20 protein-coding genes are annotated in these 18599 nt (G+C 56.7%); 6 read left to right on the top strand and 14 right to left on the bottom strand.

What is annotated here, in order from left to right:
• Nucleotides 1-565 (top strand): autoinducer binding domain-containing protein (locus tag ACYPYQ_RS05865; protein WP_459721184.1); only part of this gene is annotated, 565 nt, incomplete at its 5' end.
• Between the two features lie 87 nt (nucleotides 566-652).
• Here ACYPYQ_RS05865 and ACYPYQ_RS05860 read toward each other — a convergent pair.
• The 3 genes from ACYPYQ_RS05860 to ACYPYQ_RS05850 are packed head-to-tail and all read right to left on the bottom strand — an operon-like array spanning nucleotide 653 to nucleotide 3130.
• Nucleotides 653-1282: a hypothetical protein gene (locus ACYPYQ_RS05860; RefSeq protein ID WP_459721181.1), complete on the bottom strand. Its 630-nt coding sequence runs from the start codon at nucleotides 1280-1282 to the stop codon at nucleotides 653-655.
• Between the two features lie 9 nt (nucleotides 1283-1291).
• Entirely contained in the window at nucleotides 1292-2269 is a 978-nt protein-coding gene (locus ACYPYQ_RS05855) for an alpha/beta hydrolase (protein ID WP_459721178.1), read from the bottom strand.
• Nucleotides 2270-2272: 3 nt separating this feature from the next.
• Entirely contained in the window at nucleotides 2273-3130 is an 858-nt protein-coding gene (locus ACYPYQ_RS05850; RefSeq protein WP_459721175.1) for a hypothetical protein, read from the bottom strand.
• Between the two features lie 145 nt (nucleotides 3131-3275).
• Between ACYPYQ_RS05850 and ACYPYQ_RS05845 the strand changes: the two genes are divergently transcribed.
• Nucleotides 3276-3455 carry a DUF3606 domain-containing protein gene (locus ACYPYQ_RS05845; protein WP_459721172.1) on the top strand — a complete coding sequence of 60 codons (180 nt, stop codon included), beginning with the start codon at nucleotides 3276-3278 and terminating at the stop codon, nucleotides 3453-3455.
• A 71-nt stretch (nucleotides 3456-3526) separates the two neighbouring features.
• Nucleotides 3527-3811, top strand: coding sequence for a hypothetical protein (locus ACYPYQ_RS05840; protein WP_459721169.1), 285 nt, complete (start codon nucleotides 3527-3529; stop codon nucleotides 3809-3811).
• A gap of 227 nt (nucleotides 3812-4038) precedes the next feature.
• On the opposite strand, the gene ACYPYQ_RS05835 is transcribed toward ACYPYQ_RS05840, so the two are convergent.
• On the bottom strand, nucleotides 4039-4368 hold the full coding sequence (locus ACYPYQ_RS05835) for a helix-turn-helix domain-containing protein (RefSeq protein ID WP_459721167.1): 330 nt from the start codon (nucleotides 4366-4368) through the stop codon (nucleotides 4039-4041).
• A gap of 83 nt (nucleotides 4369-4451) precedes the next feature.
• Between ACYPYQ_RS05835 and ACYPYQ_RS05830 the strand changes: the two genes are divergently transcribed.
• Nucleotides 4452-5267, top strand: coding sequence for an 8-oxoguanine DNA glycosylase (locus ACYPYQ_RS05830; protein WP_459721215.1), 816 nt, complete (start codon nucleotides 4452-4454; stop codon nucleotides 5265-5267).
• Nucleotides 5268-5269: 2 nt separating this feature from the next.
• On the opposite strand, the gene ACYPYQ_RS05825 is transcribed toward ACYPYQ_RS05830, so the two are convergent.
• The 3 genes from ACYPYQ_RS05825 to ACYPYQ_RS05815 all read right to left on the bottom strand — a co-directional run bounded on the left by ACYPYQ_RS05825 (nucleotide 5270) and on the right by ACYPYQ_RS05815 (nucleotide 7923).
• Nucleotides 5270-5863, bottom strand: a complete 594-nt coding sequence (locus ACYPYQ_RS05825) for a 7-cyano-7-deazaguanine synthase (protein WP_459721164.1) — start codon at nucleotides 5861-5863, stop codon at nucleotides 5270-5272.
• On the bottom strand, nucleotides 5856-7010 hold the full coding sequence (locus ACYPYQ_RS05820) for a nucleoside 2-deoxyribosyltransferase (RefSeq protein ID WP_459721161.1): 1155 nt from the start codon (nucleotides 7008-7010) through the stop codon (nucleotides 5856-5858). Before ACYPYQ_RS05820 ends, ACYPYQ_RS05825 begins: the two co-directional genes overlap by 8 nt.
• 616 nt (nucleotides 7011-7626) lie before the next feature.
• On the bottom strand, nucleotides 7627-7923 hold the full coding sequence (locus ACYPYQ_RS05815; RefSeq protein WP_459721158.1) for an integration host factor subunit beta: 297 nt from the start codon (nucleotides 7921-7923) through the stop codon (nucleotides 7627-7629).
• A gap of 1011 nt (nucleotides 7924-8934) precedes the next feature.
• Between ACYPYQ_RS05815 and ACYPYQ_RS05810 the strand changes: the two genes are divergently transcribed.
• Nucleotides 8935-10722 carry a GspE/PulE family protein gene (locus ACYPYQ_RS05810; RefSeq protein WP_459721212.1) on the top strand — a complete coding sequence of 596 codons (1788 nt, stop codon included), beginning with the start codon at nucleotides 8935-8937 and terminating at the stop codon, nucleotides 10720-10722.
• A 16-nt stretch (nucleotides 10723-10738) separates the two neighbouring features.
• Nucleotides 10739-11644 carry a D-hexose-6-phosphate mutarotase gene (locus ACYPYQ_RS05805; protein WP_459721155.1) on the top strand — a complete coding sequence of 302 codons (906 nt, stop codon included), beginning with the start codon at nucleotides 10739-10741 and terminating at the stop codon, nucleotides 11642-11644.
• A gap of 69 nt (nucleotides 11645-11713) precedes the next feature.
• Here ACYPYQ_RS05805 and efp read toward each other — a convergent pair whose 3' ends face one another.
• From efp to ACYPYQ_RS05770, 7 genes are read right to left on the bottom strand one after another with little or no spacing between them, the layout of a single operon-like run.
• Nucleotides 11714-12280 carry an elongation factor P gene (gene efp, locus ACYPYQ_RS05800; protein ID WP_459721151.1) on the bottom strand — a complete coding sequence of 189 codons (567 nt, stop codon included), beginning with the start codon at nucleotides 12278-12280 and terminating at the stop codon, nucleotides 11714-11716.
• A 32-nt stretch (nucleotides 12281-12312) separates the two neighbouring features.
• Nucleotides 12313-13458 (bottom strand): elongation factor P maturation arginine rhamnosyltransferase EarP, encoded by a 1146-nt coding sequence (gene earP / locus ACYPYQ_RS05795; protein ID WP_459721148.1) that lies wholly within the window; start codon nucleotides 13456-13458, stop codon nucleotides 12313-12315.
• A 1-nt stretch (nucleotide 13459) separates the two neighbouring features.
• Nucleotides 13460-14305: a 23S rRNA (adenine(2030)-N(6))-methyltransferase RlmJ gene (locus ACYPYQ_RS05790; RefSeq protein WP_459721145.1), complete on the bottom strand. Its 846-nt coding sequence runs from the start codon at nucleotides 14303-14305 to the stop codon at nucleotides 13460-13462.
• A 24-nt stretch (nucleotides 14306-14329) separates the two neighbouring features.
• Entirely contained in the window at nucleotides 14330-15529 is a 1200-nt protein-coding gene (locus ACYPYQ_RS05785; RefSeq protein ID WP_459721142.1) for an ABC transporter permease, read from the bottom strand.
• A gap of 3 nt (nucleotides 15530-15532) precedes the next feature.
• Entirely contained in the window at nucleotides 15533-16741 is a 1209-nt protein-coding gene (locus tag ACYPYQ_RS05780; protein WP_459721139.1) for an ABC transporter permease, read from the bottom strand.
• A complete protein-coding gene (locus ACYPYQ_RS05775; RefSeq protein WP_459721136.1) occupies nucleotides 16738-17418 on the bottom strand; it encodes an ABC transporter ATP-binding protein in 681 nt (226 codons plus the stop codon). Before ACYPYQ_RS05775 ends, ACYPYQ_RS05780 begins: the two co-directional genes overlap by 4 nt.
• Nucleotides 17415-18593 (bottom strand): efflux RND transporter periplasmic adaptor subunit, encoded by a 1179-nt coding sequence (locus ACYPYQ_RS05770; RefSeq protein WP_459721131.1) that lies wholly within the window; start codon nucleotides 18591-18593, stop codon nucleotides 17415-17417. Before ACYPYQ_RS05770 ends, ACYPYQ_RS05775 begins: the two co-directional genes overlap by 4 nt.
• Nucleotides 18594-18599 lie beyond the last annotated feature (6 nt).

Below are 18599 nucleotides of genomic sequence, written 5' to 3'. Positions count from 1 at the left end.
ACCCAAAGTAGTCCTGTTGAACAATTACCCCACTAGTTGGCAAGACAGCTATGTTCGGAACAACTATCTATTGATTGATCCAACTGTTGCGCACGGAATGAAATCGGTTCTGCCGCTGGTCTGGTCAGACGGCCTGTTCGCAACCTGCCGCGAATTCTGGGAAGAGGCCAGGTCTCATGGACTTAGAGTCGGCTGGGCTCAGTCTTGCCATGATGCGCGCGGCGTCGGTAGTCTGCTCACGCTAGCTCGCTCCCACGACAATCTCTCACCCTCGGAGCTATCAGAGAACAATTTGAAGATGTCTTGGGTCGCACAATTGGCTCATGAGGGGCTATCACGCCTGTTGCTCGACAAACTGATGCCTGAATCGAGCGTAACGCTGACCGCACGAGAATGTGAGGTGATGCGCTGGACTGCTGAAGGCAAGACATCTAGCGAGACTGGTGACATCATGAATATCTCCGACAGCACCGTGAACTTTCACATCAACAATGCGGTCAGCAAGTTAGGCGCATCCAATAAGACCGCTGCTTCCATAAAAGCAGTCGTTTTGAGATTAATCTAGCCTGCCAGGCAAGATGCATCACATACTACGGTGAGGTTAATTCCGTTCACCTTCATGCCCTACCGCTCTCAAGGAAATCTCAGCGCCTTATTTCCCCAAATCCCGGAATGCTGAGAAAGCGCTAAAGTTCATCTGCACACCAATCATCCAACGTCCCGTGTCGCCAGCGGCCCCTTTTGTACGGAACATCGCTCGTCCTGCAACTACTGCAAATTCAGGTGCAATATCGAATCCAATACCGATCGCATTCACCTCTCCGTCTATGCTCGTCGGATCGAAGTTTCCTAGCGACCTTCCATAGAAAATGGAAAAGCGATGCTTCCATTCCTCACCGACCAGTGGATATATATCCCGATCTTCGAAGAGTCCCCGCAGCTCTGCTTCTGCCGCGGCCATTTTTTCTGCATCAGACGGATTGGAAGCCGCTTGGACGACCTTCTCTGCCGCTTCTTTAGGTGTCGACCCTTTTCGCACCGCATACCATTTCCCGCATGGGTAAACCTTGATTGTTGCAAGGATTCCAGAAGCAGCGAGCCCCCCTGCAACATTGCCGATGCTTGCATATCCTAAACCGACATCAAAATATCCCGGCTTCTCAGTTTGGAAAGTCTGCCCAGTACTCAGATCTTTTGCCTTCCACTCCAACTCGCCACACCCCGCCGCATGAACACTCTGTGTAACTATATACAACATCAATGCTGAAAATATTCTTTTCATAATCGCACCTTAATATTGAATTAACAATTCATCGCCGATGATTCTGGTTGGATCTCGCAGACTCTCAGCTCCTGAAATGTCTTCACAATTCCTTCTGACTAACGTGACCCTGTCGCCAATCGTTCTCGGGCAGATTTCATATTGACCAAGCATGCTTCGCACCAACTTGTTCGCTTCCATTCCTATGTGCATGGTTTTTGGATTCCACCCCCAGTAGTCAGAGTGACCTGCTTTATCCACCGGCTTCTGTTCGATGTATGCATTCCCATCCACCCAATAGTTATGCCCGAGTGCTACCGGCAATATCCCTTCATCTCCCGGCGCAAATGTTTGTCCAAGCGGGAATGCCATCGACAGTACTATGTCGCAATTCGAGTACAGACTTTTGACCGGCACATTCTCGATCACTGAACGCAGGTTCCCTCGATTCGAGTTCTCCAGCTTAAAAGTCGGCACTGCTGCCGCCATAAGCACCACGCAATTGATCCGGTCATACAGCCAGAACATTTGCCTGAGTAACTCCAGAGTCAATCTGCACCCCATTGAGTGGGCGACGATCTCTATCTTCAATTGCGGGATCTCACGGCAGAGCTGAACAAGCACGTTCACCAATTCTTTGGAAGACTGGAGGGCGTTCTCTATGCTGCCCATATAGAACAAAAAGGAAAACAATCCCCAGTTCGCGTCACCCGGCCAAAACACCTCTCCGACCACTCTGTTGTCGAGTATCGGCTGATTGCCCCGCTCCTGCGCAATCCTGCGCTGGCAGTCGCGAAAGCCGTTCTCGTAAGCTTTTGTCGCGTCTTCTTCGTTGTTGTTGTATCCGTGTACCAGCAGCAGGAGTACCGGCAGCGGTTTGGCACTCAATTCCTGTCTCAACTTCTCGAACAGTTTCTGCCGCTCTGCCGGATCGAGCTGCTTGACCTCCCCTCCTTTACTCTGCTGCCTGAAAGACAGAGAGGTGGCATTCCAGTCTGCGTCTGGCATCGCCTACTTTCTCTTGGCGTTCAAGCCAGAAAGTGCCGACACGACATCCTTTGCAAAGGGCGAGACCATTCCGCCAATCACAGACAAAATCGCGATCTCAAATGGTCCAAGATGACTTCCTGCGTCACTACTCTTCAGGACGTAGTACATGATTATCGAGCCGAGAACGACGGCGGCACGCTGGTTATATTCAGCCCACAGATATTGCGTTTCGTTCTGAAATCCATCCAGTTTCCTGGCGACTAGGTTTGCCAGCCTTGCGCGAGATTGAGAAGCCTCGCGCCCCAACTTCTTCTCTCCATAGCTCTCATACGCCATCCCGTTTGAGGCCATCGCACAGTAGTCCACCCACTGTCTGGCATCCTCATGCAGCCTGTTGGCGGATACGCTGCCCGTCAGGAACGCATACAACGCCGGATACCTCGCGGGGAAATCCATGACGATGTTGGCTGCCGACTGGAATTGCCCCATCATTTTCTCTGTCGGCTGGTCGAATATCACGTCACTGAAATGTACTTCTCCCATCGCTTTGTTAGTGATTCTGACGGAGTGGTTCTTCAGGAAGTCATCCTTGATTGGGTTGCCTGTGGCAATCGACATCATCTCTGAATAGGCGTCTGGATCACGGTCAGCGTTCAGCCACGCGCGAACGCGATTTTTGTGGAAGTGCAGTCTGGAATTCATCATGCTTTTGTATAGCTCGATGAGTGCCATGGTTATCGTACCGATCGCCGCCAGAATGATCGCGTAACCCAATATCTCGCTGGAGAACAGGTTCACAGCTTCTCCCGTCCTGTCGATTAGATTTGATTGCACCGAGGAATTTGCGGCAACTACCGAGCTTGCGATCACCTGATCCATGAGCATCTCTCCCGCCCCTGTTTGCGCATGGATAAAATCCTATCGCCTTCCGCAAAACGTTTGTCCTATCAAAGTTCACAGGTTGTCTTGGGAATATTGGAGTGCGCAGAATCCATCTCGTTTCCCGCACACAAGGAGAATTGCCATGCCAGACAATCTGAACATCCGCCAACCGCAGGACCCGAAACGCATCAACGTAAATGAACCGTGGGAAGTCCGTTATTGGACTCACAAATTCGGCGTGTCGGGAGTACAGCTCAAGCAAGCCGTGAAGGCTGTCGGCCCTCTGGTGGATAAGGTGAGGAAATATTTGGAGGATCATTAAGGCGGTTTTGCATTGCCACTACCGATAGCGAAACTATCCATACTCTGTAGACCGATTCCAGGAGAATCGATATGTCCATGCCCATCATCGAAATACGAAACAAGAACAATACTGCGGACAAGAACCCACCTTCAGGCTATGCAAGTTGGCTTGATTTCTGGGAGAAGATGCGATTCAAGAAAGCGTCACGATGCGAGGCTTTTGCATGCCCCGGGAGCGCTGATGTTGGCGGCCATGTCATCAAAGCCGGCGAAGGCAATAATGAATATATCCTTCCCCTCTGTTACACGTGCAATAACAAACCCGAAGGATCAACTTTCCTCGCTTGGGCTGATGATCTGGTTTCAGTGAAATAGAACGGCTGCCATTCAAGTAATGTGACCGCATTCAAAGCTGGCACATAACTTAAATCCGCAACTGATAATGGTAAGACATAACTTTCCCCGCGCTGCATACAAAGACAAGAAGCACTACTCTGTAAGGCTTCTTTGCTTCATTCCTGACTGCTGTTCAAGACATCCATAATGTTCTAGACCGAATTTGGAGAATGCATGGAACATGCGGCTTGATATAGCAAGTTGGCTTAGGAAAACATTTTCGATAGCGCCACCAACGCATCCTCAAATTTTTTTCGTTGAGATCCAGAACTGTGCCATCCACGCTCAATTTCCGTTAATACATGGGAGGGTATGCGCGAGCCCACAACTCGGTAGTCATTCGGGTTCAGCTCAAGGATGTTGCATATTTGTTGTAAATTTTTAGATATTGTCTTGAAGCGTCCGGCTGTAAATCTTGAGATCTGACCTTTATCTATTCCACTCAACTCTCCTAGCTGCTGCAAGGTGTACCCCTTGTTTTTACGAGCCGAATCTATGGCGAGAGCAAGCGCTGTCACCTCCTCATTAAGTTGCAATTTAATTCCCATGTTGCATAATATACACAAGTTAACTTGCAAGTTGCAATTGGCTCTGTGCGGAGGATTTCAGCGTGGCTCAAATGGTGCACTATTGGATCGATGGGACGGAATCAAAAAGGGAGCTCCCAAATCCGGAAACTGAGTTGCTGCCTGGTGTTCGATGGGGGCAGTATTGGGAAGCGTTCACACCAGCTTACTGGCTAGCGCAATATTGGATGCATGGACTTGACCGTGTCGAAAGGTCTCCTCATCACGCAAAGGGGGATGTCGTCCAAGAGCTTGTATTTTGTATGCTAGGGGGATTTGGAATTTCCGCCGAGCTTGCGACAGCAATGTTTAGTGCATGTAATTCGGCTGGGCTCATTTCGCGACGTGAAACTTCAGTTGATATTTGGCAGGAACAACTGAGGCAGCCGGTCTTAGTAAATGAAAGAATGCAGCACTATCGCTACCCCAATCAAAAGTCTCGATTTCTGGCGGAGTCAATGAGGTACATTTCAGAGCATCCGCTAAACTTTCAAGACGGAAGAGGCCTACGGAATGAGTTGTTGCACATCAAAGGGGTCGGGCACAAGACCGCAGGTTGGGTAGCAAGAAACTATCTCGATACCGACGACGTTGCGATCTTGGACATTCATTTGGTACGTGCTGGCATCCTTTGCGGCATTTTTCATCCGCATCAGAAGGTAGATCGCGAGTATTTAGTTATGGAAGATCGCTACCTGCAATTCTGTCAGGCTCTTGGCGTAAGAGCCGCAGTGATGGATTGCCTTATGTGGGATCAAATGCGAGATTACGGGAAAATTGCGCTTGATGCCATCTCGGATAAGCTGGGTGTCACTTCGACTCGAGAGCGAAAGTTAATAAGAGAGCGTCAATTCCCGTTGCATTTGTGACACTAACGGTCATAACCCAATGCCGCCATAATCTCAGAGTGCTTGATGCAGCCTTTACAACTTCCGCAGGCAAGATCTGACAAATGACAGGAATGCGACCAAGCAAGAACCTCCATGGGGATTCCAGAAGCTTTCACCAGTTCGAGTGATGTCATGCTAATCGCGGGTGCCATCAACCTTAGACCACCTTCCTGAATTTCTAGCAGATTCCCGAACTGTTCTATGAACTCTTTCCGTCCATCTTTATGGCGCACATCTGTACTAACGCTCCCAATTAATATTCGTTCGAAATGACACTGCATTGCTCGCATTGCGGCTAACGTGACTAGGAATTGATTTCGGAATGGCCAAAATTCTGAGTGTTGCGAATGACGGCAAGGAGCGCCAGCCGACATATCGCCAGCCCCCAATTGAGGAACTTGGATTTCAAGATTTTCATGGCGCAGGGCGAGCGCCTCGCAAATCGATTTGGCGGCACTAGCTTCTGCTGCGGCAGCTCGTTGTCCATAATCAACAGTTATGCAAAGATCAGGGCGGTACCATGCAGCCAATGCGGCTGAATCGATACCGCCAGATAGCAGCAATATGTCAGACATCACCCATCAGTTGCCAGCACGCATAGTAGATACCTGTCGAGAAATCATCTACCACTGAACAACCAGATCCAAAGAGCATCGTAAGGTCACTATCCCTGGCGGATTCAGCCACTGCGATCACAGGAATACCATTTGCCCTGGCATATCCAATCTCAAAAATTGTCCCGGGATCCATGCCGTCAAGTAAAGCCAAGACTACCTGCGATCGTCCGAGTTCAAATAAGTCCGCTTGAACCACCTCATCTGAAGAGCCAAATCCAACATCATGTACCGGCGAAAATACACGAAATCCCATATCGCGTAACGCGGCTCTAGCCTCATCCACAGCCCAACGCTGGGCTGTAGTAAAGAACGGCCCAGCTAGATAAATTTGTGAGGTTGGTATTGTCCTTGCAACGCTATTTGTCCGCTGTAATAGCCCATTATCCGCATCTTCCCAGTAGCCTTGGACTGCGAGTGCGTCAATCGAATCCATACCACATTCCACATATGCAGCTACGATGCGGGAGGCGAACCAAGCAGAAAGCAACGCAGAGCTACCTTTAGTCAACCACGCAAATGCAAACGCAGCTGAAAATACATCCCCCGATCCGATTTTATATACTCGGCCAGAAGGAAATGCTCCAATCCATTTCATTTCATTGGGTGTAGCGACAAGTGCTCCTTGGGGCCCGCATTTGACAATCGCTGTTACCACGTTCGGTTGCTTCATAAGACAAGCGGCAATCTCTGTAGGAATGCGCTTGCCTGTTAGTGCAGCGCCCTCAGAGTAGGAAACCACCAAGGCTAGCTCATTCGCAGATGAGCCATTGTCTGTATAGTGCTTCGAGTTAACGCCATCCTGTGGATCATAGACAGCTCGGTCCGCGTGTACTGGAATTCTGCCCTCTATCATTCCAAACACAAGCACGTTCTTGGCCTTTACGGTTTCATTGGACTGCTCTTCAATAGAAACCGTGGTCGGGAAAATTTGTGGGCGAGCTAGCGGATGGGAATAATGAAAAGAAATATCCGTTTGCTTATCGCGAGCAATTAGCTTGAACTTATAATTGCGCGCTATTTCCTCGAAATGACGCTTTGATGGGCCTGTAAAGGAATGAAGACTGACCTGAACGCCAAGACTCGCTAATATTGCGGCTGCGCGCACGCCACTTCCTCGACAAATTGATCGCGTGGGAAAAGCACATTCTTCTAGATATGCTCCTCCAATGACATCCACGTCGGGGCTACTCATTTGATATGAACGTCAACAATGCACTGCCCCCCACGAACTTCAATAACTTCCGCAACAAATTGGAAACCATTCATTATGCAGTTTATCAATGCATTCACTTGGCTTCCTGTTACTGTTCCAGCAGCAACGCCATTATGGGTAGCAACGACAGGACTGGGCGGGGAAGGAAGAACACTTAGCGGCAACTCGTCACCCACCTGAAGGGTTCTTATGATGTTAGCTTGAGGCGAGTTGAGTACTGTGCGAAATCTAAGGCTGCTACAGGGACTCTTGGGAGGTCTAATTCCCGTATCCCTCGAACCAGAACCGGCCATATTAATCCTTCCTTTGCGTTTGTTATAAAGCGCGGCTGTTCAATTCTGGCAACCCCGTCTTTTATTATCCATCGCAACGATGTCGATACACACCTATCAAAGTTATGGGGAGCCGGAGGTTGCTTTGTATAGCGACAATCATTGCACCAACATGAGTGCGACCACAAATTGAGGTGAAAGAAAACCCCAAGAGAACGGGGGCGGAATTCTGCTTTTTACTCTAGTGACACTTCAGCATAGTCCACTCTCACGCGCAGTTCTTTTCCCGGCTTAAAGTGCGGCACGTACTTGCCGGGGACTGAGACCGAAACACCATTCTTAGGATTACGTCCCATGCGCGGGGGGCGGTAGTTGAGGCTGAAGCTGCCGAATCCACGGATTTCTGATCGCCCTCCCTGTGCAAGACTGTCAGCCAAGCTGCCCAGAATTACGCCAACGGATAGTTCAGAATCTTTGATGGTGAGTTGCGGGAAGCGTTCGGCCAGCTTCGCGATGAGTTCGGATCGTGTCATTTGAAAAGGTTGTCGGTGGGCAAATTGCGCTGCATGCCAAAAGGCGAGCAGCGCTGATTATAAAGGAGATAGCAAGTCATGCCTAAAATACGAAATTATGACAAGCTCGACAATAGTTGGGCGATAACATGACTTACTGTGCCGCTGTCGGTATGTTCAACAATAGCCCCTAACGCATACGTCCCACACCAAGCAATTAGAGCTGAAATGTCGTGGATTTGTTGGAGGCTTTTATTTGCCAGCAGCAGTTCAAAGCAGCAACTCCACTGACTGCCAGCGACCTTTTTATCCCCCGCCTTCCTTTGCATAACGCTGGCAATCTCGTTTGCAATACAAGTACGACCAAACTGCTTGCGTGATCGAATTTGAATAATGATCGGATATCCCCTCAGCCTGAACGGACAATCATTTCAGCAAACCGCCGATGTCTCTTCTGACCGAATAGCTGAAGTCGTAGCTCATGATCGACTTTTCGGCATAGTGCAACGTTATGGCGCCTACCAAGTGCAACTTTATGTCCCCCATCACACGAGGTGTCATTTTTATTTAGATGCGTTGAGATTGAGCGGGAATTGAATCCGCGTCCGGAACGGACGGCGGGGGTGAACGGGGAATTCGAGCAGCACTGCTGCGAGCCCGCGAACGCCAACGCGCCTGCTAGCGCGTTGGCTGGCAAGAATGATGTACTCACTGCGCCCTCACAAACAGCACCTGCGTGCTGTTTGTAGCCCGAAGCGGCCTTCGCATGCAGGCGAAGGCGCGGCCTGCAAGGCCACCAGCGAGCAACGCTCGCGCAGGACGCGAAAGGCGGTCCAGAAGGGATGAGGTTATCGAGAAGGCAGCTCGATGACTGAACAATTCCCACTCCACGTCCCTCCCTATTACTCCACTTTATTGTTTTGCATCACAGGTTCAATTCCCGCCGCCGCAACCAAACTCAGCATTGCTGCAACTTTATTGAAGACACTGTCCGTTGTCGGTATAGTCGCCGGACTTTATCAGGGCATGCACATGGGCGCACAAGACGTTCCCAATCACAAACTCAAACTGACCGAGCTGCTCGACATGCTGGTCGCAGACGGTATGGTGGACAAAGCCGAGGCGGATGTTCTGGTCGCCGAGCGCCGTGTCCAACGCAACGACCATCACCCGCTGGTCGTCATCGCGGAAAAGAGCTGGAGATCGTTGCTGCCGCCCAACCGTATCCTGACGCTGGAATCCCTGACCGAATGGCTGGCCGGCAAGGCGGGACTGGAGTATTTCCACATCGATCCGCTCAAGATCGACTTCTCCAATCTGACCGAGTTGATGTCCATCGATTACGCCAACCGTTTCTCCATCATGCCCATCCGCATCGACGGTGGCGATCTGGTGGTGGCGACGGCGGAACCCTGGTTGCGCGACTGGGAGACCGTGTTGCGCCAGACTTCGCGCAAGAGCATCCGCCGCGTGGTCGCAAACCCGCTGGACATCAAGCGCTATCTGGTCGAGTTCTACAACCTGGCGCGCTCGGTGAAGAGCGCGACGCACAGCAACGCCCCTTCCGGCACCCTCGCTTCTTTCGAACAACTGGTCGAGCTGGGCAAGAGCAACAAGCAATTCGATGCCAACGACCAGCACATCGTGCATATCGTCGACTGGCTGTGGCAATACGCCTTCGAGCAGCGCGCCTCGGATATCCATATCGAGCCGCGCCGCGAGGCGGGCATCGTGCGTTTCCGCATCGACGGTGTGCTGCATCAGGTGCACCAGTTGCCGATGTCGGTGGTGAACGCAATGACCAGCCGCATCAAGTTGCTGGGCCGCATGGATCTGATGGAGAAGCGCCGCCCGCAGGATGGCCGCATCAAGACGCGCACCGAGGAAGGTCAGGAGATCGAACTGCGCCTGTCCACCCTGCCCACCGCCTTCGGCGAGAAGCTGGTGATGCGTATCTTCGACCCGGAAGTGCTGGTGCGAGATTTCGCCGAACTGGGTTTCTCGGAGGATGACCGTACCCGCTGGGAACAGATGACCGGCAGACCGAACGGCATCATCCTGGTCACCGGCCCCACCGGTTCCGGCAAGACCACCACACTGTATTCGACCCTGAAACATCTGGCCACACCGGAAGTGAACGTATGCACGCTGGAAGACCCGATCGAGATGGTCGAACCGTCCTTCAACCAGATGCAGGTGCAGCCAGACATCGGCCTGAACTTCGCCGACGGGGTGCGCGCCCTGATGCGCCAAGACCCGGACATCATCATGGTGGGCGAGATCCGCGATCTGGAGACGGCAGACATGGCCATTCAGGCGGCGCTGACCGGCCACCTGGTGCTCTCCACCCTGCACACCAATGACGCGCCTTCCGCCATCACCCGCCTGCTCGACCTGGGCGTGCCGCCTTATCTGCTCAATGCCACCTTGCTCGGCATCATGGCGCAGCGACTGGTACGCACGCTGTGCCCGCATTGCAAACAACCGCACCCGGCCAGCGACGCCGACCACGTGTTGTGGGATAACTTGGTCTCTCCATGGAAAGCGGCGCGCCCCGCCAAATTGCATCGTCCGCAGGGCTGCCTGGAATGCCGCATGACCGGTTATTCGGGGCGCATCGGCATCTACGAGATCCTGCTCATGTCGCCCGAGCTGCGCAAACTCATCACCGCCGACACCGATATCGCCGCGTTGCGCGACCAGGCCGGGCGCGAAGGCATGAAGCCGCTGCGCATCTCGGGCGCGCAAAAGATCGCCAACGGCACGACCACCCTGGAAGAAGTGCTCAAGAGCGCACCGCCAGCCGAACAGAATAGATAACAACAGGAGTAGAGAAATGAGTATCTTGCATAGCCTGAACCGGCAACACGCCATCGAGAACCACGTGCAACTGCGCGAGATCGCCGACGGCGTGATCATCGCCGAAGTCGCCAACCAGCATGCGTTGGCCAACATAGCGCTGCAGGGCGCGCACATCGCCACTTTCCAGCCGCGCGGCGAAGAGCCCGTGCTGTGGCTCTCCCCAAACGCGAAGTTCGCGCCGGGGAAATCCATACGCGGCGGTGTGCCGCTCTGCTGGCCATGGTTCGGCCCGCACAAAACCGACAGCAAGTTGCCCGGCCACGGTTTTGCCCGCACCGTGCCCTGGGAACTGCTGGAGACCAAAGCGCATTCCGACGGTTCCACCAGCCTGCGCTTCGGCATGATCGAGAACGACACGACGCACGCGCAATGGCCGCATGCCAGCACCGCCCAACTGGAAGTGACCGTAGGCAGATCGCTCAAGGTCGAACTGGTCACCACCAACACCGGCGATGCACCGTTCGAACTGGGCGAAGCCCTGCATACCTACTTCCAGATCAGCGATGTCGACAACATGACCATCACCGGACTGGAAGGCTGCGAATATCTGGACAAGGTGCAGGATTTCGCACGCTGCACCCAGCAGGGCGGCATCAAGATCGAAAGCGAAGTCGATCGCGTGTATGTGAACACGGAAGCCGATTGCGTGATCGAAGACAAGGGTCTGAAACGCGCCATCCGCATCACCAAACAAGGCAGCCGCTCCACCGTGGTGTGGAATCCGTGGAAAGAAAAAGCCGAGAAGATGGGCGACTTCGGCCCCGCTTTGCACCGTGACATGGTGTGTGTGGAGAGCGGCAATGCGCTGGAGAACGTCATCACCCTGCAACCCGGCGAGACGCACCGGCTGGTGGCGGTGTACAGCGTAGAAAAGCTGTAACTCTCAGCCGGCACCAAACAAAAGAGCCGCTTCGCAGCGGCTCTTTTCCATTGCATCAACAAAGCAGACTTAGTTCGCGCGCTTCTTGAACTCGTTGGTGCGGGTGTCGATCTCGATCTTGTCGCCGATCTCGATGAACGCAGCCACCGGCAATTCAAAACCGGAACCAACCAGCTTGGCAGGCTTCATCACCTTGCCGGAAGTGTCGCCGCGCACGGCGGGCTCGGTGTACTCGACTTCGCGCACGATGGTGTTCGGCAGTTCGACGGAGATGGCCTTGCCTTCGTAGAAGGTCACTTCGCACTTGTCTTCCATGCCGTCGGTCAGATAGTTCACTGCGTCACCGACATTCTCTTTTTCCACTTCGTACTGGTTGTATTCCTCGTCCATGAACACATACATCGGATCCGAGTAGTAGGAGTAGGTGCAGTCTTTCTTGTCGAGGATGATCTGGTCGAACTTGTCGTCGGCCGCGTACACCGTCTCTTTGCCGGAACCGCTCAGCAGTCCCTTCATCTTCATCTTCACCACGGAACCGTTGCGGCCGGAACGGCTGTATTCGGCCTTCAGGATGACCATCGGTTCGCCGCCAACATTGATCACGTTACCGGCGCGGAGTTCTTGTGCTGTTTTCATGTTTACTGCCCTAAAATTTTGAGGCGCGGATTCTATTCAGTTTGCCGGAAAAAATCCAGCAGATTCAATGCGAGATCATTCCCGGACAGATGCTTTGCCCATGCCAGGCCATGTTCCGCCAACAGTTCGTGCCGTTCGCTGAACCGTCCCCAAGCAGCCGCGACATCCGTTCCCCCGTTCCACGCCAGCCACAGATCCCGCACCGCCAGCGCCGCATCTGCCGGCAGTCCCTCGACATAGCGCGCCCGCAAGGCATCCAGTTTGTCCAGATGCACCCCGTCCTGCTGGGGATATATCTGCCAGATGAAGGGCTTGGCCGCCCATTGCGCCCGCACGCAGGAATCCTCGCCGCGCACGAAATTTATATCGCAGGCCCACAGCAGCCGGTCATATTCGGGTTGTTCGACGAACGGCAACACATGCACGGTCAGGCTGCCGCGCTGCCAGACATCACCGGCCCGCCCGCCCGCATGGCCGAAGAAAGCCGCCACCTGCGGCACGGCGCGCCCTTCCGGCAACAGACAGCACAGCGGGGAGGCCCCTTCCGCCCAAGCCCGCAGCAACGGCGCGATGGCCGCATTCTCATAGCTGAACAGCGATACGCGCAGCTCCCCCGCCCGCCGTTGCGGCGACACGCCCAGCCCTTGCCAGTAACGCGCTTGCATCGCTGCATCCGCGCGGAAGGCATCGCGTTGTGCCAGCAAGTCGCGCTCGATCAGTAAGCCGCCCGTCCTGTCGGTGAAACCCGGGAAAAAGAAATACTTGGTCAGCGGCAACTGCGGATGCGGGGACGGTAGTTTGTGGTGCGACTCCACCCAATCTTCCGCACTGAGATATTCCAGATTGAGCCAGACAGGCTTGCGCTCTCGCGCTGCCATCGCCCGAATGTAGCTTTCCGGCAATCTGCAGGCGAACGCGCCGATCACCAGTTCGGCTGGCTCAACCTCCGGCATGTCCGCCGTCCAAAGCCGGATCCCGACACCGCGACACGTCTGCTGCGTCAAGGCGACATCCAGTTCCGGCAACATCCGGCCGAAGCTGTGCAGGTCATCCACCCACAGCCGCACCTGCAGGCCATGCTCATGCGCCAGTTGCCGCGCCAGCCGCCAGCACACACCGATGTCGCCGTAGTTGTCGACCACGGTGCAGAAGATGTCGCAGGATCGCGGGTACGCCATGTCAGGCTGCCTGCTGCTCCAGCACGAATCCGGCACTCGCATCTTGGCCAAGCAAAGCCACCAGCCTGGGCATGACTTCCTGCAAGGTGGCATGCAAGGTCCACGGCGGATTGAGCACGAACATGCCGCTGCCGTGCATGCCGAAGCCATCGGCCGCAGGCGACTGCACATGGAGTTCGACCTGCAGCCAGCTCTTCACCGGCAGCCGTTTCAGCTTGTCCGGCAGGCGCTCTGCTTCTTCTCGCTGCAGGCAGGGATACCACACGGCATAGGTGCCGGTGGCGAAGCGCTTAAGCCCTTCCTGCAAGGCATCGACCACGCGTTTGTAATCCTGTTTCTCTTCATAGGGTGGATCGATCAGTACCAGCGCGCGGCGCGGCGGTGGCGGCAGCAGCGCCTTGAGTGCAGCGAAGCCGTCCGACTTCTGCACCATCACCTGCTTGTCGTGTGCGATGAAGTTCTCCGTCAGGATCTCGTAATCGGAAGGATGCAACTCGAACAATCGCAGCCGGTCCTGCTCGCGCAGCAGCATCTGCGACACCAGCGGCGAACCGGGATAGAGCTTCAGCCCGCCTTCTGGATTGAGTCGTTTCACCAGCGCGACATACTCGGCCAGCGCAGGCGGCAAGCCTTGGGCATCCCACAGCCGCGCGATGCCGCTTTCGTATTCCGCGTTCTTCGCCGCGTAACCGCTGAGCAACTCGTAACACCCTGCCCCGGCATGGGTGTCGATCACCCAGAAGGGTTTGTCCTTCTGCGCCAGATACTGCAGCAACTGCATCTGCACGAAATGTTTCAGCACGTCGGCATGGTTGCCGGCATGGAAGGCGTGGCGATAACTCAGCATGGTTCTTTACCTTTGAAAGGGTCGCTATTCTGCATGCAAAGCTTCGACCGGGTCGAGTTTGGCCGCGCGCATGGCGGGCACGACGCCGGCCGCGAGGCCGATGGTGATCGCGGTCATTTCCGCCAGCAGCGCATACAGCCAGGGCGTATGCACCGGCAGCGCGGGGAACAGCAGGTGCAGGCCCTGCGCGATGCCCACACCGATCAGCAGGCCGAGCAGGCCGCCCAGCGCCGAGAGGATCATGGCTTCGCTCAGGAACAGGGTCAGCACCTGCTTTTCGCGCGCACCCAGCGCGCGCAGCAGGCCGATCTCGGCGGTGCGTTCAGTGACGGCCATGGTCATGATGGTGAGGATGCCGACCGCGCCGACCAGCAGCGAGATGCCGCCCAGTGCGGCGACAGCGAAAGTGATGATGTCGAGCACCGAGCTCAGCACTTCCAGCGCCTGCTCCTGCGAGATGATGGTGAAATCCTCGCGCCCATGGCGTTCGATCATGCGTTCCCGGATCAGGCGGATCACCGTGTCAGCGGGCACGTCGGCGCGGTAGCTGACGTTGACTTCCATCAGGCTGGGACGGTTGAGCAGCTCCATCGCGCGCGCCGCCGGGATGAACACGGCATCGTCCATATCCATACCGAGGATCTGCCCCTTGGATTCCATCACCCCGACCACGCGATAACGCTGGCCGCCGATGCGCATGTATTGTCCGAGCGGATTCCTGCCGCCGAACAGTTCCTGCTGGATCTTGGATCCGATCACCGCCTGCGCGCGTGCCTGCTCGTTGTCCTCGTCGGTCCAGAAGCCGCCGCTCTGCACCTTCATGGTGAAAGCCTTGCTGAAATCGCGCCCCTCGCCCAGCACCATGGTGCGCCGCGTTCGCCCCTCGAAACGCACTTCGGCATTGCCCACCAGGCCGGGGATGACGTACTGCACATACTGCAGGCGACGTAGCGCGTCAGCATCGTCCAGCGTCAGCGGCCGCACCGAGCCGAAGATGCCGACGTTGCCGCCCTGCGTCTGCGTCTTGCCGGGCTGCACACTGATGATGTTGGTGCCGAACTGCGAGAACTCGGCCAGCATGAACTGGTGCAGGCCCTCGCCGATAGAGGTGAGCAGGATGACCGCTGCGATGCCGATTGCGATGCCCAGCCCGGTGAGGAAACTGCGCATGCGGTAGGTGAGGAAGCTGGAACTGGTCAGCGTGATGAGGTCGCGCAGGTACATGGCTTATTTCCCCGCCAGTGCCGCGACCGGGTCGAGCCGCGCCGCGCGCCGCGCGGGCCACACGCTGAACAGCACGCCGGTGCCGAGCGCCGTGGCGCACGCCGCGAGCACCGCCCACCAGGGCGGCGACACCGGCAGCATCGGATAGACCTGGCCGATGATGAAACTGCCGGTGTAACCCAGCACCAGCCCGGCCACACTGCCGATGCCGGAGAGCAGCACCGCTTCGGCAAAGAACAGATGGCGGATCTGCCGCCCCGGCGCGCCCAGCGCCTTGAGCAGGCCGATCTCCCTGATGCGTTGCGCCACCGCGATCAGCATCACGTTCATGATCAGCACGCCCGCCACGGCGAGACTGATGGCGGCGATGCCGCCCACCGCCATGGTCAGCGCGGTAAGGATGCGATCGAAGGTCTGCAACACCGCATCCTGGGTGATGACGGTCACATCGCGCTCGCCGCCGTGGCGTTCAGTCATGATGGCCTCGGCATCGCGCACGACTTGCTCGATGGCGTCGCGGTTCTTCGCTTCGATGAGCACGCGGAACAGACCGGAAGTGTTGAACAACTGGTGCGCGGCGGCGACCGGGATGATCACCAGTTCGTCGGTGCGCATGCCCATCGATTCGCCCTGCGATGCCAGCACGCCGATGACACGGAAGCGCCGGTCGCCCAGCCGCACCCACTGCCCCACCGCCTGCTCGTTGCCGAACAGTTCGCGCTTCATCTGGTTGCCCAGCACGCACACCGGTGTCGCATCGTTGATGTCGCCCGCAGGCAGGAAGCGGCCGAGCGCGATGGCCATGTGGCGCACTTCCAGCAGATCGGAAGTGGAACCCAGCACCACCACCTCGCGATTCAAGGCATCGCGCGACAGCGTGGCCGAACCCACCGTCAGCGGCGCAAAGCGCTTCACCGCATGGCTGCGCAGCAAGGCCTGCGCATCTTCCAGTGTGATCTCGCGCGGTGTCTGCCCAGACATCAGGCCGGGGCCGACCCCGGCGGTCTCGGTGCGCCCCGGCAACACGATGACTAGGTTGGTGCCAAGCGAGGAGAACTGGTCGATCACGTAGCGGCGCGCGCCTTCGCCCAGCGCGGTGAGCACCACCACCGCCGCCACGCCGATGGACATCGCCAGCATCATCAGCAGCGTGCGCGTGGGGCTGCCGCGCAGGCTGCCCGAGGCGAACCGGATAGTGTCAGCGAGCTTCATCCTGCCTGGCGTTCATCCGAGCGGATGCGCCCGTCCAGCATGTGGATGCAGCGTTGCGCGCGCGCGCCGATCTCGGCATCGTGCGTCACCAGCACGAGCGTGATGCCCCGCTCCAGCAGGCCTTCCAGCAGTTTCAGCACTTCCCAGCCGGTGTTGCGGTCGAGGTTGCCGGTGGGTTCGTCGGCCAGCAACACGGTGGGGTTCATTACCGTGGCGCGGGCGATGGCGACGCGCTGGCGCTGGCCGCCGGAAAGCTGGTCGGGTTTGTGGTCGGCGCGGTCCGCCAGACCGTAGTTCTGCATCAGCTCCTGCACGCGCGCCCTTCGCTCTTCCGCAGGGATGCCCGCAAGGATCATCGGCAGCTCGACGTTCTGCGCTGCGGTGAGGCGCGGCACCAGGTGGAAGGACTGGAACACGAAGCCGATCTTCTCGCGGCGCACGCGCGCCTGTTGCTCGTCGTTGAGGTCGCTGACGTTGCCACCATCGAGCAGGTAGGTGCCGGATGTCGGCCGGTCGAGCAGGCCGAGCATGTTGAGCATGGTGGACTTGCCGGAGCCGGACGGCCCCATGATGGAGATGTATTCGCCCGCATCGAGCCTGAGGTTGATATCGCGCAGCGCGGCGACTTGCTGGTCGCCGACAGTGAAGGTGCGGCAGACGTTCTGCAGTTCGATCATTGGGCGGCGGGTTCTTCCGGCACGACCTTGGCCCCCGCCTTCACCCCGGCGCGGTCGAGCGACAGAACCACGCGGTCGCCCTCGACCAGTCCCGAGGTCACTTCAGCGTGTTCCCAGTTGGACAAGCCGGTAGTGACCTTGCGTTCCTCCAGCACGCCCTTGTTGCCGTACAGCAGCACGCGATTGCCTTCGAGCAGGGTCTGGGTGGGGATGCGCAGCACGTTCTGGCGCGTGTCGTGGATGATCTCGACATCGGCGCTGTAACCGACCAGCAGGCTGTCCTTCTCGTCGACCTGGTCGAACTCCACCTCTACTTCCACCGTACGCGCCTGCTTCTCCAGATCGAGCACATAGGGCGCGATGCGCCGCACCTTGCCCGGGAAGCTGCGCCCCTTGATGGCATCCAGCGTGATGCGGCTGACCTGTCCCACCTTCAGTTTGGCCGCATCCACCTCGTCTATGGGCGCGCTGACATACATACAGCTGTCGTCGATCAGGTCGATAGCGGGTATCGTCAAGATACCGGGAGGTGAGGGTGTCGCATATTCGCCCAGTTCGCCGCTGATATCGGCGACGATGCCGTCGAACGGCGCGCGTAGCACCATGCGCTCCAGCGCTGCACGCGCCAGCTTGATACGGGAACGTGCCTGTTCCACATCCCCGTTGGCGGAGGCACAGGCAGCCGCCTTCGCCTGTGCCTCGGTGACCGCGCGATCGAGCTGCTGCGCGGAGATGAACCCTTTGTCACGCAACTCCTGTGTACGTGTGGCATCGCGCTGCGCCGCATCGGCCAGCGTGCACACCTCCTGCGTGCGCGTCAGCGCGACCTTGAGTTGCTCCTGTGCCAGATTCTCCTGGGCGTGCAGGTCGTTGTCCCACAGCTCGAGCAACACTTGGCCCTCTCTCACGCGCTGCCCCTTCTTCACTGCCAGCCTGGCGATCTGCCCGCCAGCGGAAGGCGACATCTTGGCGCGGCGGCAGGCGTTCACCGTGCCCGCGCGCGTGTTGCTGACCGAGGCTTCCACGATGCCGCGTTCCACCGGCTGCAACACCACGGGTATCGGCTCGGCATGCGGGAACAGCAACGCTGCGGCGGCGATGCCAGCCACTGCGATGACGGCAATGATGATTTTCCTGCGGCGGGATGATTGCGAACCGGAAGACGGCAAGGTCATTGATGC

The sequence above is a fragment of the Sideroxyarcus sp. TK5 genome, from assembly GCF_054601595.1.
This window is presented reverse-complemented; position numbering and strand designations above follow the sequence as displayed.

Bases quoted from the DNA above. Each gene is read 5' to 3' on its own strand.
- ACYPYQ_RS05805 (WP_459721155.1), top strand. From the start codon at position 10,739: ATGAGTATCTTGCATAGCCTGAACCGGCAACACGCCATCGAGAACCAC.
- ACYPYQ_RS05775 (WP_459721136.1), bottom strand. From the start codon at position 17,418: ATGATCGAACTGCAGAACGTCTGCCGCACCTTCACTGTCGGCGACCAG.
- ACYPYQ_RS05780 (WP_459721139.1), bottom strand. From the start codon at position 16,741: ATGAAGCTCGCTGACACTATCCGGTTCGCCTCGGGCAGCCTGCGCGGC.
- ACYPYQ_RS05830 (WP_459721215.1), top strand. From the start codon at position 4,452: ATGGTGCACTATTGGATCGATGGGACGGAATCAAAAAGGGAGCTCCCA.
- efp (WP_459721151.1), bottom strand. From the start codon at position 12,280: ATGAAAACAGCACAAGAACTCCGCGCCGGTAACGTGATCAATGTTGGC.
- ACYPYQ_RS05860 (WP_459721181.1), bottom strand. From the start codon at position 1,282: ATGAAAAGAATATTTTCAGCATTGATGTTGTATATAGTTACACAGAGT.
- ACYPYQ_RS05785 (WP_459721142.1), bottom strand. From the start codon at position 15,529: ATGTACCTGCGCGACCTCATCACGCTGACCAGTTCCAGCTTCCTCACC.
- ACYPYQ_RS05815 (WP_459721158.1), bottom strand. From the start codon at position 7,923: ATGACACGATCCGAACTCATCGCGAAGCTGGCCGAACGCTTCCCGCAA.
- ACYPYQ_RS05855 (WP_459721178.1), bottom strand. From the start codon at position 2,269: ATGCCAGACGCAGACTGGAATGCCACCTCTCTGTCTTTCAGGCAGCAG.
- ACYPYQ_RS05825 (WP_459721164.1), bottom strand. From the start codon at position 5,863: ATGTCTGACATATTGCTGCTATCTGGCGGTATCGATTCAGCCGCATTG.
- earP (WP_459721148.1), bottom strand. From the start codon at position 13,458: ATGGCGTACCCGCGATCCTGCGACATCTTCTGCACCGTGGTCGACAAC.
- ACYPYQ_RS05840 (WP_459721169.1), top strand. From the start codon at position 3,527: ATGTCCATGCCCATCATCGAAATACGAAACAAGAACAATACTGCGGAC.
- ACYPYQ_RS05845 (WP_459721172.1), top strand. From the start codon at position 3,276: ATGCCAGACAATCTGAACATCCGCCAACCGCAGGACCCGAAACGCATC.
- ACYPYQ_RS05770 (WP_459721131.1), bottom strand. From the start codon at position 18,593: ATGACCTTGCCGTCTTCCGGTTCGCAATCATCCCGCCGCAGGAAAATC.
- ACYPYQ_RS05850 (WP_459721175.1), bottom strand. From the start codon at position 3,130: ATGGATCAGGTGATCGCAAGCTCGGTAGTTGCCGCAAATTCCTCGGTG.
- ACYPYQ_RS05790 (WP_459721145.1), bottom strand. From the start codon at position 14,305: ATGCTGAGTTATCGCCACGCCTTCCATGCCGGCAACCATGCCGACGTG.
- ACYPYQ_RS05810 (WP_459721212.1), top strand. From the start codon at position 8,935: ATGGGCGCACAAGACGTTCCCAATCACAAACTCAAACTGACCGAGCTG.